Origin of the sequence: Sulfurimonas sp. SWIR-19, assembly GCF_020410885.1 — a bacterium.
Lineage (GTDB): Bacteria > Campylobacterota > Campylobacteria > Campylobacterales > Sulfurimonadaceae > Sulfurimonas > Sulfurimonas sediminis.
The window spans coordinates 1,989,035-2,003,795 of the sequence record NZ_CP084578.1; the positions used below are offsets into that span (position 1 = coordinate 1,989,035).

General features: G+C 38.6%; 15 protein-coding genes. 10 read left to right on the plus strand and 5 right to left on the minus strand.

Annotated features, from left to right (window positions below; translation table 11 throughout):
- Positions 1-132: 132 nt before the first annotated feature.
- The 5 genes from LCX93_RS10410 to LCX93_RS10430 form a co-directional block, all read right to left on the minus strand.
- Positions 133-1,869: an ATP-binding protein gene (locus LCX93_RS10410; protein WP_226066211.1), complete on the minus strand. Its 1,737-nt coding sequence runs from the start codon at positions 1,867-1,869 to the stop codon at positions 133-135.
- 8 nt (positions 1,870-1,877) lie between these two features.
- Complete coding sequence (locus LCX93_RS10415) at positions 1,878-3,161, minus strand: OmpP1/FadL family transporter (protein WP_226066212.1); 1,284 nt, start codon at positions 3,159-3,161, stop codon at positions 1,878-1,880.
- A 104-nt stretch (positions 3,162-3,265) separates the two neighbouring features.
- Entirely contained in the window at positions 3,266-4,156 is an 891-nt protein-coding gene (gene nfo / locus LCX93_RS10420; RefSeq protein WP_226066213.1) for a deoxyribonuclease IV, read from the minus strand.
- A complete protein-coding gene (locus LCX93_RS10425) occupies positions 4,153-4,623 on the minus strand; it encodes a hypothetical protein (protein WP_226066214.1) in 471 nt (156 codons plus the stop codon). The genes nfo and LCX93_RS10425 overlap by 4 nt, the downstream gene beginning before the upstream one ends.
- Positions 4,624-4,782: a hypothetical protein gene (locus tag LCX93_RS10430; protein WP_193150481.1), complete on the minus strand. Its 159-nt coding sequence runs from the start codon at positions 4,780-4,782 to the stop codon at positions 4,624-4,626. It lies immediately after the preceding gene.
- A 101-nt stretch (positions 4,783-4,883) separates the two neighbouring features.
- Between LCX93_RS10430 and LCX93_RS10435 the strand changes: the two genes are divergently transcribed.
- From LCX93_RS10435 to LCX93_RS10480, 10 genes are all read left to right on the plus strand, one after another.
- Positions 4,884-6,152, plus strand: a complete 1,269-nt coding sequence (locus LCX93_RS10435; RefSeq protein ID WP_226066215.1) for a Y-family DNA polymerase — start codon at positions 4,884-4,886, stop codon at positions 6,150-6,152.
- Positions 6,153-6,342: 190 nt separating this feature from the next.
- Positions 6,343-6,744 carry an A24 family peptidase gene (locus LCX93_RS10440; protein WP_193150483.1) on the plus strand — a complete coding sequence of 134 codons (402 nt, stop codon included), beginning with the start codon at positions 6,343-6,345 and terminating at the stop codon, positions 6,742-6,744.
- Positions 6,741-7,016 carry a hypothetical protein gene (locus LCX93_RS10445; protein WP_151899544.1) on the plus strand — a complete coding sequence of 92 codons (276 nt, stop codon included), beginning with the start codon at positions 6,741-6,743 and terminating at the stop codon, positions 7,014-7,016. Before LCX93_RS10440 ends, LCX93_RS10445 begins: the two co-directional genes overlap by 4 nt.
- Positions 7,017-7,029: 13 nt before the next feature.
- A complete protein-coding gene (locus LCX93_RS10450) occupies positions 7,030-8,922 on the plus strand; it encodes a hypothetical protein (protein ID WP_226066216.1) in 1,893 nt (630 codons plus the stop codon).
- Complete coding sequence (locus LCX93_RS10455) at positions 8,922-10,115, plus strand: CpaE/TadZ family protein (RefSeq protein ID WP_226066217.1); 1,194 nt, start codon at positions 8,922-8,924, stop codon at positions 10,113-10,115. Before LCX93_RS10450 ends, LCX93_RS10455 begins: the two co-directional genes overlap by 1 nt.
- Positions 10,106-11,671 carry a TadA family conjugal transfer-associated ATPase gene (locus tag LCX93_RS10460; protein WP_226066218.1) on the plus strand — a complete coding sequence of 522 codons (1,566 nt, stop codon included), beginning with the start codon at positions 10,106-10,108 and terminating at the stop codon, positions 11,669-11,671. Before LCX93_RS10455 ends, LCX93_RS10460 begins: the two co-directional genes overlap by 10 nt.
- A complete protein-coding gene (locus LCX93_RS10465; protein ID WP_226066219.1) occupies positions 11,653-12,606 on the plus strand; it encodes a type II secretion system F family protein in 954 nt (317 codons plus the stop codon). Before LCX93_RS10460 ends, LCX93_RS10465 begins: the two co-directional genes overlap by 19 nt.
- A complete protein-coding gene (locus LCX93_RS10470) occupies positions 12,603-13,439 on the plus strand; it encodes a type II secretion system F family protein (protein ID WP_226066220.1) in 837 nt (278 codons plus the stop codon). Before LCX93_RS10465 ends, LCX93_RS10470 begins: the two co-directional genes overlap by 4 nt.
- An 11-nt stretch (positions 13,440-13,450) precedes the next feature.
- The gene (locus LCX93_RS10475) at positions 13,451-14,341 is read left to right on the plus strand and encodes an SAF domain-containing protein (RefSeq protein ID WP_226066221.1); all 891 of its coding nucleotides are present in this window, start codon (positions 13,451-13,453) and stop codon (positions 14,339-14,341) included.
- A complete protein-coding gene (locus LCX93_RS10480) occupies positions 14,331-14,756 on the plus strand; it encodes a hypothetical protein (protein WP_226066222.1) in 426 nt (141 codons plus the stop codon). Before LCX93_RS10475 ends, LCX93_RS10480 begins: the two co-directional genes overlap by 11 nt.
- Positions 14,757-14,761 lie beyond the last annotated feature (5 nt).

A 14,761-nucleotide genomic window follows, 5' to 3' on the forward strand; every position in this document is an offset into this window, starting at 1 on the left:
AAAAAACAGTTACTGCACTATAGCAAAATGAATATTAAAAAAAAGTTTTGTGGGGAATAACTCATACCAAATGTCACTTATCGCAACACTGATACGAGTAAAGATTTTGTTAGTTTAAAAGAAGCTTTAAAATTATTTGTTTAAAAATCCCATAGATTTCTCACTGTCGAAGTTCGCATCTTTTTCACGCTTGATTTCATCAATAAAATCATCAAGCGTAAAGAGCGGGTTCTCCCGTACAGCGACTTTATAGGCTGTGTTTTTGATTATAAGACTGATTTGTCCTCCTGTGAGAGAATATTCCGCAAGTGCTTCAACATTGAAGTTTTTCTCATAAGGTGCTTCTTTTGGTAACATTTTTTTCCAAAGTTGTACCCGTTGCTCTTTGTCCGGTTTTTTAAACTCGATTTTATAGTTAAATCTTCTCGAAAATGCTTTGTCTATGTTTTCAAGCAGGTTTGTCGTTGCTATGAGCATTCCTCTGAAGTTCTCAATCTGTTCTAAAAAGATATTTTGCATCTGATTATGCATTTGATCTGAACCTGTGATATTGCCACTGCTTCTTGCACCCAGAAACTGGTCTGCTTCATTGAGTAACAGTATCGGTTCTGTCTTTGTTTTTTCGCTGAGTTCATAAAAAGTATCAAAGATTTTACGGACATTTTTTTCACTCTCTCCAACATACATGGAGAGTATTTTTGAACAGTCAAATGCCAGTACCTGACGCTTTAATGATTTTGCCAGGGAGTATGCTGTCATGGTTTTTCCCGTTCCTGCCGGTCCGTAAAAAATTATTCTGGCATCTATACCGCTTTTTTTGTCTTTGATACCCCATTTTACAAGACGACTCACAACCTCTTTGTCCACCTGTTTCATCAGGTTTTCAAGCGTCTCTTTTGTTTTTACATTCAGTACCACATCATCCAAAGATGTGTCCGGCTCTACCAGTTCAAAAATATCCTGTTCTTCTACCAAAGCATTCAGTTTTAAGCGTGTTACTTTTTTTGTTTTCTGCGGATGAATAATTCTTTGCAAAACATCGTCTACTATATAGAAAGAACGGCTGATTCCGCCAAAAGGATTCAGCATCTCTTCATAATCAATAATTCCGTTTTTGAGAAGATTCGATCCCTCTTCGAGTAAAGAACGATTTTTAATACGCTCATATTCATCAAGCGAAATCAAATCTATCAGCGTATTCATTTCCCGCAGTGAGGAGTCAGTCGATCCGTATTCTTCACGAAGCAGTGCAATAAAAATCACCTGCTCATAGTTGCTCATTTTTTTCTGTTTGAAAAATTTGTCCAAAACAAGATTTTCAGAACTCTGTTTGACCCGTTCTTCTATACGATTTTCAAGCAGTTTGAGTTTGTTTTGCAGTCTGTCTATCCCCAGAGAGTGCTCATGTACATTTTGACGTATCACACTCATTTTCTGATAGAGTTCAATTCGAAAAAACTGATCCTGCAGATACTCAAGATGGTCAGAATAGGGCTTCACCTCAGGCAAATCCAAATCCAGTGTTCCGTCTTGTAAAAGTTTTAAAAAAGCAGGAGTGAGCCCTACTGCAGTATTTAAAAGTTCAAGCGGGGTCACATCTGCTATTTTTACAGGGGTAAAGCTTTGCTGATGCAGCCATCCGAGTTCAAGAAGACTTTTGAGTTCTCTCAAATGCTCCAGGTGTGCATAATTTTCACTCTCGTACAAATCCTGCAACAAATCAAGCACCAAAACATCATCCTGCCCTTTCATATATCTGTGTGCTATATACTGCAGTATTTTGGCTTCATTGATACTGCATTTTAAATGTATGAATATTTCCGATTTTTCAATCTCTTTTTCGTTTAAAAAGTTAACTAATGTTTTCAATTATTTCCTTAAAATTTATACCCTAAACCGGCTGACACAAGGAGTGCTCTAGAGTTACTGAATGTACCGTCTACTCCATTGATATTAGGAGGGGTGGTAACCGTTCTGTCTTTTTTTATGGAATAGAGTGCCGATAAACCTACATCCATTCTATCATTTATTTGATAACGCCCGCCAAACGAAAAGGAGTATGCATTGCTTCCCGGTGATTCAAAGTTGAGTGTTGATTCCGGTGTTGGTGTTTCGTCATATATTGCACCTACTCTTAATGTTATATCATCCAATTCTTGCGTTATACCCAAACGAAACGTGTTTGTATCTTTCCAGTTTTTAGGTTTCGGATTATCAAAAGCAGCAATCAAAACCGGGTTTGTCAGGGATCCGTCATACTCAAAATCAAGAGACTTGTATGCTGACCAGTATGTTTTTTCATACACAACTTCTACCGTTGTTTTTGTCTTCTCAAACGTATAGGCTCCGGCCAACATCAATGTTGCAGGTAAAGGAATACTCACACTTGCCTCACCATTGTACGAACCGGCAGGAATAGCTCCCCCCAATGCAGCCGTTGAGGAAAGCACAGCACTTCCTTCTACCGTCAAATTTACATTCGAACGGTATGTGGCAGCCAACTCCAGTGCTTTTGTCGGGTGGTATGACAGGGCAAGATTGTACCCGAAATCCAAAGAGCTTCCTTCAAGATCACGGCTGATATAGGATGTTGCCAAAGGAGATGCATTGACAATTGCGCTTTCACTGCTTTTTACAACCCCGTTTGTATGCACCGCTCTAAAACCAAATGCAAAGGCCAGGGTATCTGTGATTTTATACGCAACACTCGGGCTCACTTCTACAATCTTTAATGTAAACTCCTGAGAAACAAGTTTGGCAGAACCCTCTTCCCACTGTCTGCTCAGTCCGGCAGGCACAGTGACACTCAAACCGACACGTACACCGTTTTCACCGAGCTTTGGAGAGACATAATGAAGCGAAGGAAGAATAAAAGTCTGTTTTTCAGAATTTAACTCTTCTGCACCTGTCAAAGTTTTTGCATAGGTCCCTTTAAAATGTGTAGAACTCAATCCCACATACATCAAATCTGCTTCAATATGCTGGGCATCCTCCATAAAAACCATATTTGCCGGATTGTCATATGCTGCATCCGCATTTTTTGTATGGGCAACATTTGCTCCGCCAAGGGCTACAGAGTTTGTAGAAGTTTCAGGGATTTTATATCCGCCCGCCATAAGGATTGAAGCTGTCACGAGTGACAGGAACGCTGTTTTTTTCATATTTTTCTCTTTTTTTGTATTTTTATGCCGACAATACTATCTTATTTTTCCTCAAAAATCTATAAAGTATATTATTGAATCCGGAATCGGTACTTCAGAGCCGACTACTCACAAAACGAATACAAAAGCTTTATCTCCTCAGCCCATATCGTCTCATCTATTGTCTCAAGTATCAACGGAATGTTATTCATACGTTCATCATTCATTATAAAACGAAAAGCATCCAGTCCTATTTCTCCTTTTCCCAGAGAGTGATGTCTGTCCACTCTGCTCCCCAAAGGCGGTTTTGAATCATTCAAATGCATACCGCTCAAATACTCAAAGCCGACAATCTCGCCAAACTCTGTCCAGGTTTTATCATAGGCTTCTCGCGTACGAATGTCATACCCTGCCGTAAACATATGACAGGTGTCTATACAGACACCGATTCTTGATTTGTCTTTTATCTTATCTATAATATATGCCAGATGTTCAAACCTGTACCCAAGGTTACTGCCCTGCCCTGCTGTATTTTCTATCACTGCTTTAACATTTTGTGTCTGCTCAAGAGCGAGATTGATTGATTCGGCAATAACATCGAGACATTTGTTTTCTATGGTCTGCAGCAAATCCGCATCCTCTTTTTGTTTCTTTGTCAGTTTTGCCAGATGACTGCCGGGATGAAAGTTGAGTTTGTCAAGACCCAAAGCATCACACCGTTGCAGTTCATCTATAAAAGCTGCTCTTGATTTTTCAAGTTTTTCAACTTCAGGGTGTCCCAGATTTATCAAATAACTGTCATGTGGCAATACATGTTTTGGTAAAATTCCACTCTCTTGCAAAGCAGTTTTAAATTTTTGTATTGTCTCGGCATCAAGCGGTTTTGCAACCCACTGTCTCTGATTTTTTGTAAAAAGGGCAAATGCTTTTGCTCCAATCTCCTGCGCATTTTTTGGAGCATTATAAACACCTCCGCTTGCGCTTACATGTGCGCCTACATATTTATGGCATGTCATCTGTTGAGTTCCTTGATTTTAATAAGTATATGATTTTTTTTGTCTTTAAAATAAATTTCCTGAGAGTTTACCCTATATTTTATATCTACATCTGAAGTTTTTATTCTTTGTATAAATCCGTTATCTTTTTTTAAGCTGTTTTTACCATTGTATATTGCCCTGCCTAAAAGAATATTTTGCAGTAAAGAAGAAGGATATGCCGAGGAGAGATACTCTGCATTAAAACTGTTTTTACTCATACATCCCTCGTCCACACAAATCAAATGATTGATATGAATACGTTTGTACACATGTCCTGCTACAAAAAGTTCTAATTCGATGGCATCTTCAGTATGTCGCAGATACCCAATGTCTGAAAACTTCAGTTTCGGTGATTTGATTGTTACTATTTTTGCACTTGTATGCTGATAGTCTTTTATGCTACAGGCAGAAAACAGGACAAGAAGAAGTATTAAAAAATATTTCATCTATTTTTGAAGAAATTTTCCGCATTTTTTTGCTGCTGTTCCACCAAACTCTTTAATCTCACGTGCTGTGCCGTTTTTTGCAATGACCTGTCTTTTGCACTCATCTTTTGCAATGCATTCCTTGTTTTCACAGCCTATATCTTCCGGTACCTGTGCCATATCCGCTTTCCTTATTAAAATGATTTGACGAAATTATAATATATTTTTGTCAATTTGCAATACTTCTAAAAAATTTCTTTTTTCTCTGCTACTATTAAATTATGAAAATCCATATTGACATCGACTGCTTTTTTGTCAGTGCAGCTCGTATAGTTGAGCCTTCTTTGGCACACAAACCTGTTGCCATCGGCGGAAGAAGCGATACAAAAATATTTACCAAAGACGCAAAGAACCAGAGAGTCAATTTTGAAAATTCCGGTTCCTTTGTACCGACTTTTTATAAAGCCTATGAAAACGAGGATGACCTAAAAAGTTTTCAGGACGAAGACGGACGTATCCGGGGTATTCTCACAACTTCGAGTTATGAAGCCCGTGCCTATGGCATCAAAACCGCCATGAGTATTCGTGAGGCATTACAACTCTGCCCGCAACTCATCATCAAAGCACCCAATATGTCTTTGTATCAGGAGCTTTCTCACAGACTCCATGACTTTCTGGCACGCAAAATTCCGCTGATTGAGCAGGCATCTATTGACGAATTTTACGGAGATGTAAGCGGATGGGTCAAAGATGAGGAGATTCCCGAATTTATAGACGGTCTGAGACACGAGATAAAAAAAGAGTTGCAGCTGCCGGTCTCCATCGGTGCCGCATCCACACGCTACATCGCGAAACTCGCAACAAGCTATGCCAAGCCTTTTGGATGCAAAACGATTACAAAATACGAATTTGACAGATTTGTCAATCCCATCAAGGTAGAAGATTTCGCAGGCATAGGCAAAAGTATGAAAAACAAACTGCACAGTGCACAAATCAAAACACTCGGAGAACTGCGAAAAAGACAGGGAACTCTGGAGTCATGGGGACCCTATGCAAAAGAGCTCTATAAACGTGTCAACGGAGAAAGTGATGCGCAGATTAAAACGACCCATCAAAGAAAATCCATCGGAATATCCAGAACTTTTGATCCGCTCTACGACAGAGCAGAACTGCTGAGACGGGTGCACATTCTTGCCAGACACCTCAGCTTTGCCATTATAAAGCTTCAGGTCGTTCCCACTGTTTTTCATTTGGGTATTGCCTATGAAATGCATCAAAAATCTCACAAAAACATCTCTCTGGCAGAAATATTTACCGAAAAAAAGTTTGATGCCTTATGCATTTCTCTTTTTCATGCGGCTGACATTCACAAGCGCCTTTGTGTCATTCGTTTGAGTATCAACTGTTCAAGTTTTACGAGAGATTCAAAAAAAGAGCTCTCGCTTTTAGGCTTTGAAGAAGAAAGAAAAATGTATATGCTTACATGTAAAGCACAAAAACTGCGTGAAAAATACGGTATGGATGCACTCAGGTTTGCAAGTGAACTCTAAAATCAACATCATAATCTGAACTTATATTTTAAAAAACAAAAACTACTTCGAAAAGTAACAATTATCATTATTTTTTCTTATTTTGTACTAAATTTCATTGTTTTTCACATACTTCAAATTAATTTAAGCTTCTCTTCCATACAATAGCTCAAATATCACAAAAATATCAAAAAAGAGTGTAGGGAATGTGATGATTATATTTGTTTATTTTATAATTATTGCTTCTGTTCTCTCTTATATTGATAGTAAAAAAAGAGTTATTCCGGACAGAATTATACTTCCGGCATTTGCAGTATTGGTTATTTTAAAATGGTGGGATGCAGACTTGTCTGTATATGATTTATATGCGGTCTTAATTGTACTTGTCATATTTATCATCCCTGTTATTTTAAATATGGCTTTTGGCGGCGGTGATTTGCGATTTGGTGCCTTTTGTGCCCTTTTTGTAGGTTTGCCCCAGGTCGGGTATTTTATCATATTTTCAGGGCTGATACATCTCGTGATTTTAGCTGCTCTGAAAAAGAAAAGCTATGGTTTTGCTCCGGCTATGAGCATTGCCGCAATACTGAGTTATACAATAGGAAAATTATGAGAAGAGGTTCTGCAGCACTGGTACCATTGTTCCTGGCAATTATGCTGCTGTTTTGGTTTATCTGGTTTATGGGCGGGGAGAGTGACAACCTGCACAAAGTCAACCAGTTGGAAAATCTGCAGCATACGCAGGAGCGTCTCATCATTGCAGCCTGTCAAAAGAAACAGGAGCTTTATGACGCAAACAGAAGTCTCACTGATGCGCAGTTAAATGAAAAAGTGAGTCAATACATTCATAATATTATGGTGTTAAACAACATAGATGAAAACTAAACAAGGGGAAAAAATGAAAAAAATCATACTTTTAAGTCTGTTTGTACTGACACTGGTACTCTCGGCAAAGACAACAACAAATGTAACGTTGCAGACACCGTATGAAGCAGAGGACGTACAAAATGACTATGGTGACAAAATTATGTACCAGAATATCAAAATCAATACGCAAAATTTTAAAATCAACAATTTTTGGGGAAAATTTTCAGATGCCGCACAGGACCAGTCCAATTTTACAAACATTGCAACTGCCGCCAATGTCAAACTAACTATAAAAAATGTCTTTACATGTAAAGACGGCGGATTGCCGGAAGAAGGCTGTTCAGGGCAAAAACCGTTTTTGATTAATGATGGAACTTTAGCTAACCCTGAACTACAAAAAGATGCCATGGGACAAGTTTTGCCTGCAGGGGAATACAGAATTCCTTTTGATTCCGCACAAAATTATGATGCTAACCATGATGATGCTTTTTATGCTTTGGATGTTTTTCGAGACGGCAAATATTATCAAGATGACGGCACAGATGATTATAAGAATGAAAAGCCAAAAACTTTTTTTGGTTATTTGGTACAACTGATAAAGACCTATTTTTCTCCGCAAAATGATACAACTGTAATATCTGCTTTGACACAAAATACCGTTGAAGCAAGAAACAGATATATGGCAAACATTATTTTTGGTCTGCAGCAAGACTACCGTATAAAAAAAGAATCTGCCATAGATACAAACAGCATCAATCAGGCTTCTGCTACGAAACAGCCATCATTGCTTGATTATAATGCCCTAATGATAAATGACACGACAGGATGCGACGGCATCTTTTTCACTTTTAATCCAGACAGCCTTACATGTAAGTTTCAAAATTTCTTTGGTATGAGCCAGTGGATGCCGTTTTTTGGAAACGGCGCCAGTTTACTGGGTAAAAACTCTAACAAGTCCAGCATACAGTCAGACTCTGTTTTAGAAGACACAGAAACAACCCTGCTGACACTTGCAAGCAAACTGGACAATACCAATTATGTACAGCCTAAAATTGATCAAAACACAGGAAGATTCCCTGTTCTTAGCGAGGTTTTTAAACCGATGATATTCATGGCAAAGTCCATGTTTCGCTTTTTCTTTGGAGAAAATTCAAAAACACTCACAGAAACTGTCAGCGTCAACTTTGATTTTACAAATCATATGCCTTTGACATTTATGCAGGTACAAAACGGCATAGTAAAAGGCTTTGAATATTTTAAACTTTTAGGCATTGAAAGTGTCTATGGTACAGAGGTACAATCCTGTAAAGTAAAAGATGAAAAAGGAATCTTTGGCTGGCGTTCATCATATCAGACATTTACACAAGGAGTTCCAACGGACACAACATTGGATGGTGGAAAAACTCGAAAGAGATGTGCTGATGATTCGGCTGTATCTGCGTACAACCTACTTTCACGAACATCTGAAACATACCATGACCATTGTTTGTATGCACTTCCATGGAATTATTCAACACAAACAGAATATACCATTCACGTATCTACTGAAGATTGGCTGGACTGGTGTAAACGCAATCAAGGCAGACAAAAGAAAGGTTTGTTTGGAAGGATAATTGACACTTTTACAAATATTGTGAGTATTTTATCGGGACACTCTTCCAATGGAGCCGATTATGATACGCAACTTGACAATCTATTGGACAAGAATGATTATAGCGTTGTCGAATACAAAGAAAAAGTACACAAAGGCCTTATCCTGCATTTGAAAAAGATAGATATTGAAGATATTAACGCAACAACAGCGGGGACAACAACAGAGTTTGAAATCATTAAAGTCTCACGAGAGCGTCAGAACAGGAATGATCAGAGTAACAACCAAAACAACAGCCAAAACAGTAACGGTCAAAACGGAGGAATGCATTAATGATAATCGCCTATGTATCAAAAGTAGACAAAGAGTGCTACAACGATTTAAAAGACGAGTTTACAGATGTTAAAAACTTTAACTCCATCAGTGACTTTATCAGCTTTTATGCGGCAAGCAAAAACCGTGATGTGGTACTGCTCTATCGTGTAGAAAACCTCGAAGACATAGAAAAAATCTCCGACATCCACTTTAACAATAATATCTACATGATAGTTGTCGGTAAAAATGATACAAAATTTTCTCTGCTTGCAGGAAAAATCGGTGTTGATGTCTACCTCAGCGAAGAAGAAGCCGACTCAGGGCTCATTACAAATCTCATCATAAAGTCGCAAAGCATTATAAAAGCACGACGCGGCAACAGTAATATTTCTGTTTTTACCGGTATAAACGGTGGGGTCGGGACAACAACCATTGCCATGAACCTTGCAAAAACACTGGCACAGGACCATCCGGAAAAAAATGTTCTTTTTTTGGATTTTGCCTATACAAAAGCGGTCTCAAATCTCTTTTTTAATTACCCGCAGCCAAAAAAAACCATTGTAGACATCTCACATGTGCAGAATCTGGATATGCAGGAACTCTTTGAAAACGGTCTGGAAAAACTAAATGACAATCTTTACTTTGTACCGGGTATGCAAAAACATACTGACAGAGAAGAGTTGGAGAAGCCTGAAAATATACAGATGTTTTTAAATTTCATCATGTTTATCAAAGAAAAATTTGATTTTATCATTATAGATGTAGGTGTTTTTGAAGATGTGGATTTAGAGGTGGATATACAGGAAATCGCCGACAATATTTTTGTCATTACAGAATTTTCCATTCCCTCAATGTCTATTTTGAAAACCTATATCGACATTATAGACAAAAGCGGCTGGTATTCCAAAACACATATCATAGCCAACCGTTCAGACTCTTACGGAAGTGTTACACATGAAGAAGCGAGGAAAATACTCTCAAAAGGCTTAAAGCATAACTTTGAAATAGGCTTTGCTCTGCCAAATGATGCCTTGCATCTGCGAGAGTGCTGGAATGAAGCACAACTTGTATGCGATGAATACCCTGATGCTCCTTTTATGCTCAAACTCAAAGAGTTTGGAGAACATTTTTTTATTCATGACGGTGCCCTGTATGAAAATGCACACAAAAACAAAGAATCTTTCTGGAGCAGAGTAAAACAATGGCTTTAAAAGAAAAAATCAAAGAACGCCACAGCAACACAAAAGAAAAAACAGAAGTAAAAAGCAACACTTCCTCTGTCCATATTGAGGAAAACCTCTGTACTGAATTTTGTTTTCCGCTTATCTACAGAAATGAGGAGTATTTTCAACTTGCCTGCTCTATTTATGATGCTTTTGTAGAAAAACTCAATATTAACGGGCAACTCACAGAAAAAATGATACGTGAGGTGGTTACCAAACACATATCTGATTTTACACTGCCAAAGCCTGCACTTAAAACAGAGATAGCCGACTTCATCATAGACAATCTGCTCTATTATGGTCCCATCTCAACGGTGATGCGTCTTGCCGGACAGGGGCTCAATGATATTTTGGTCAATACCAAAGACTATATTGATGTCATTTACAACGGACAGACCATAGCAACGCCTTTCAAATTCAGAAGCGAAGAAGACCTCCGCCGTTTTATCAACAGAATGCTGATGGTCTCCAACAGAAAAATAGACGAATCACATCCTATTGCCTCGGCAAAACTGCCGGACGGTTCCCGTATAGAGATACAGATTCCTCCTGTTTCTGCAAACCTTGACAGTGACGGGAATCCCGGCTCCTATGTAACGGTGAGAAAATTTCGCGAGATTCCTCTGCTTTTTGAGACACTTATAGACTCAAATATGATAAATTTAAAAATGGCCTATTTCCTTGTAAAAGCAGTCAAAGGAAAACTCAATATTGTCGTCTCCGGTGGTACTTCAAGCGGAAAAACAACTTTTTTAAATGCTATAACCAGATTTATTGACGAAGGCGATCAACTCCTTACCATAGAAGATACAAAAGAGATGAAACCGCAAATGCCCTGCCATGCCATCCGTTCTTTTGAGGCACGTCCTCCAAACGAAGAGGGTGCCGGTGCCATAACCATAGAGAGCCTGTTGCGTACGGCTTTGCGTTCAAGTCCAAGGCGTATCATCGTCGGGGAGTGTAGAGGTCCCGAGATTGTTACCATGCTCAATGCTATGAATACGGGACATCCCGGTTCCATGACAACCATTCATGCGGATGACACCAAAGAGGCAATTGTGCGTATTGAAAACATGTTTTTAGAAGCCCGTCCGACGGCAAATATGACCTTTGTGCGTTCGCAGATTATCTCTGCAGTTGACTTAATCATACAAATTGTCCGTTTTCCCGACGGAACAAGACGGATTGTAAAAATATCTGAGCCGGAAAAACGAATAGAGGAAAACGGTGTGGTTTCCATGCTGGATCTGTTTGAATTTCAGCGTAATGCAAACAGTGACAATCCGATGGATTCAAGCGGAAACTTCAAAGCGGTTTCAGGCTCTTCACGAGCTATTTCAAAAATGATGCAAAACGGTGTGACTATGGAATCACGTATATTTGACAACGACTATGTGGTAAGCAAAGAGATGCTCACAAATGAGCTTAATGCCTTTCATCCCAAAAGAATGTGCGGATGGAAACAGAATTATATGTCAGAGATTATTCAAGCTTCGTATATCTCAGGAAAAAGCATATTAGAAAGATGGCCGAACTTAAAATAATGACTCCTTTACACATAGACATACTGCTTATTTTTGTTATCACTTTCAGTGCCACTGCCCTGGGCTATATTCTTTTTGTAGAATACCGGCGTACAAAACACATCAACTACATTAAACATGTCATATCACTTGTAGATGTTAATGAAGAAGATATTTTGCAAGAGAAGGATCAAGAGAGCAGGAATACATTCAAAAACAAAATAACCACACTGATGCTGCAAACAGGATTCAGCTTTTCTCCCTATATATTTGTGCTGATATTTATTGTGTTCTGTCTCTTTGCAGGTTCTCTTTTTGCACTTTTTTTACGCCATTGGAGTGGTTATGTGATAGGAATTCCTTTTGGTGCTTTTATATTTTACATGATTGTACAGACCATTATAAGCAGCAGGAAAAAAAGATTTAACAAAGCCCTGGCTGTGGCTATTTCTGTACTTGTAAAAATGATGAAAAACGGCATAGGATTTGAGCAGGCGCTCAGCAAGTCTGTTGCTGTATCCGGCTCAAAACTCTTTCGTGATATTTTTGCAAAATTCTTTCAGGAAAAAAACACTATCGGAGAGATGGAGGCCTTTACGAATTTATACCAGTTTGTACATTCCAAAGAGCTTCGTATCTTTGCACTTGCAATCAAAATAGGAAGAGAAAGCGGCGGACAGTTTTCAAATACTCTGGAAAAAGTTGAAAAAACAATTACATACAGAGAAAAGATGCAGGAGAAAGTAGATGTCGTTACAAGAGAAGGCAGTGTGGGTTCTTATGTTGTTGTCCTCATTACCATCTTTTTGTATTTTTCACTCAACGGAAATTTTGACGGAAAACTGCACCACTACTTTATGGAGTCCGAGTACGGAAGATTTCAGCTTTTAGGCATTGCTCTTTGGGTATTTACCGGAATTATGATTAACAAAATGCTGACAAAGGTAAATAAATGATGGAAATGTTTGCCACTGCCCTTTTAATAATTTCTCTTGTTGTTCTTTTTTGGTATCTCATTTTGTATGTGTATGAACGCTATAAACACAACACATTTTTATCTGCTGTTTTTGCCACAGAAGATGACATCATTCTGAATGATAATTTCAGTGCAAAAAAAGCGGAATTCAAGCTCAAACTGCAAAGAGCAGGACTCAAGAAAAAGCAGTTTAACGAAATTGTCTTTGCCAGTGTTCTGGCGGGCGCCTCTTTGATTTCTTTACTCTTCTTTATGGATTTCAGTTTTTTAAACAAGTTCTTCTTGGTTGCAGGAGGGCTGAGCATAGCATTTTTTATGCCTTACCTGTATCTCGAAGAACAGATCAAAGCAAGAATCAAAAGAATAGAAAATGATTTGCCTATTTTTATAGATCTGCTTATCATCATTCTTGAAGGCGGCGGCGGTCTTAACAATGCCATAGACAAAGTCACCACAGAAGGAGAAAGTGTTTTGGGTCCGGACCTTTTGGCTGAGTCAAAAAAGTTTAAAAACGAGTTTATAACCTACTCAAGTGATATCGCATTTACAAATCTCGTCAACCGTACGGGAAGTGATGCCATCGCAACCATTGTCGGTTTTATGCGCCTCTCCGAGGAGACAGGAATCGGTGTGAAATCAATATTCGAAAATCAGGCACAGGAGCTTAAATCCATGGAGATGCTCAACATAGAGAAAAAGGCAGCAACAATGAATATAGGCATTACATTTGTAATGTTTTTATTCATCTTACCGGCAGTTATCGCAATGATAGCATTTCCAATGGCAGCAGATGCCTTAATGCCGGGATTTTAAAAGGGAGTAATATGAAAAATAGAAAAACAAGAATAATCATGGGAATCATGGTCGGATTGGTGCTTTTTAGCTCATCAGTAGCACTGCTTTTATACCTGAAACAGGAAAAAATGAAAGAAGACAAAGGAACAAAAGTTGAAGTTTATGTTGCGGCAAAAAAGATACACAAAGGAGATGTCCTCAATGCAGACTCTCTCAAAAAAGCCACTCTTTCCAAAAATTATATCACTTTTAATCCTTTGACAGACGCAGAGATTATAGGCCGGTATGCCAATGTCGATATTTACAAAGGTGAGCCTGTTCGTCCTGAAAAGATTGTTGCGATACCACCAAAAACCAAGCAGGAAGTAGAAACAAAAAAGAAAAAAGAAAAACAGGTACAGCCTCAAAAGACAGAGGCACCACAGCAGGTCACCAAAGACACACTCTCAGTTGCACTCTCTCTTTTTAGAAATCAGGACACATCTCTGCGTTCGGGAGATTTTGTAGATATAGCCTGTGCCATTCCTTCTACAAACAAAAAAACTCCGGATCTCTTTTACACAAAATATGTCGCTTTACATGTAAAGATAGACAGCTTTGTCACCAACGGAAACAGACAGACAAAACTTCTGAGCTACAATGAAAAGCAAATGGTTGTCAAAGCAGACAGTGTCATATTGCAAATGGCACCAAAAGAGATTAAAAACTTTTTGGCATATTACTACAAAACACAGGCACTCAACAGTAAGCGAGTCTATAACCTTCACAACTACGGAGGGCAGTTATGGATGATAAAAACACCCAAAGAGATTGATGCCAAACTGCAAAAACAAAAAGAACGTCTCCTCGTAGACAGAAAAGTGTTTAAAAAACAGAGAAAAAAACATGTACAAAGAGTGAAAATATCTTATGAAAACTAAACATAATTTTCGCAATGCCTTCGGTATGGGTCAGATTATGGCGATGCTGCTTGTCGTTCTGCCGACTTTGGCCTTTATCATAACACTGATGATAGACTACTGGAGTGTAATGCAAGAGGATTACAAACTCAAACTCATAGCCAATCAGACCTCTACTGTGCTTGACAGTGAAAAGGATCTCAGAAGCAATACTCTCAATGCAACACTCGATGCAGAAGTAGGAAGCAGACTGTGCCCAAAAGGAACAACCATAAGCTTTTCCGCTCCGGCAGATGCAACGCTGCCCGGACAGGTCATTGTTACAATAAAATATACCCATAACGGTCCCTATTTTAAAAACAAGACCTTAAGCACACAGATGCAAACCTATTCGTATCATGATCAAAACATATCAATCACCGGCACCTGCCAATAAAAAGG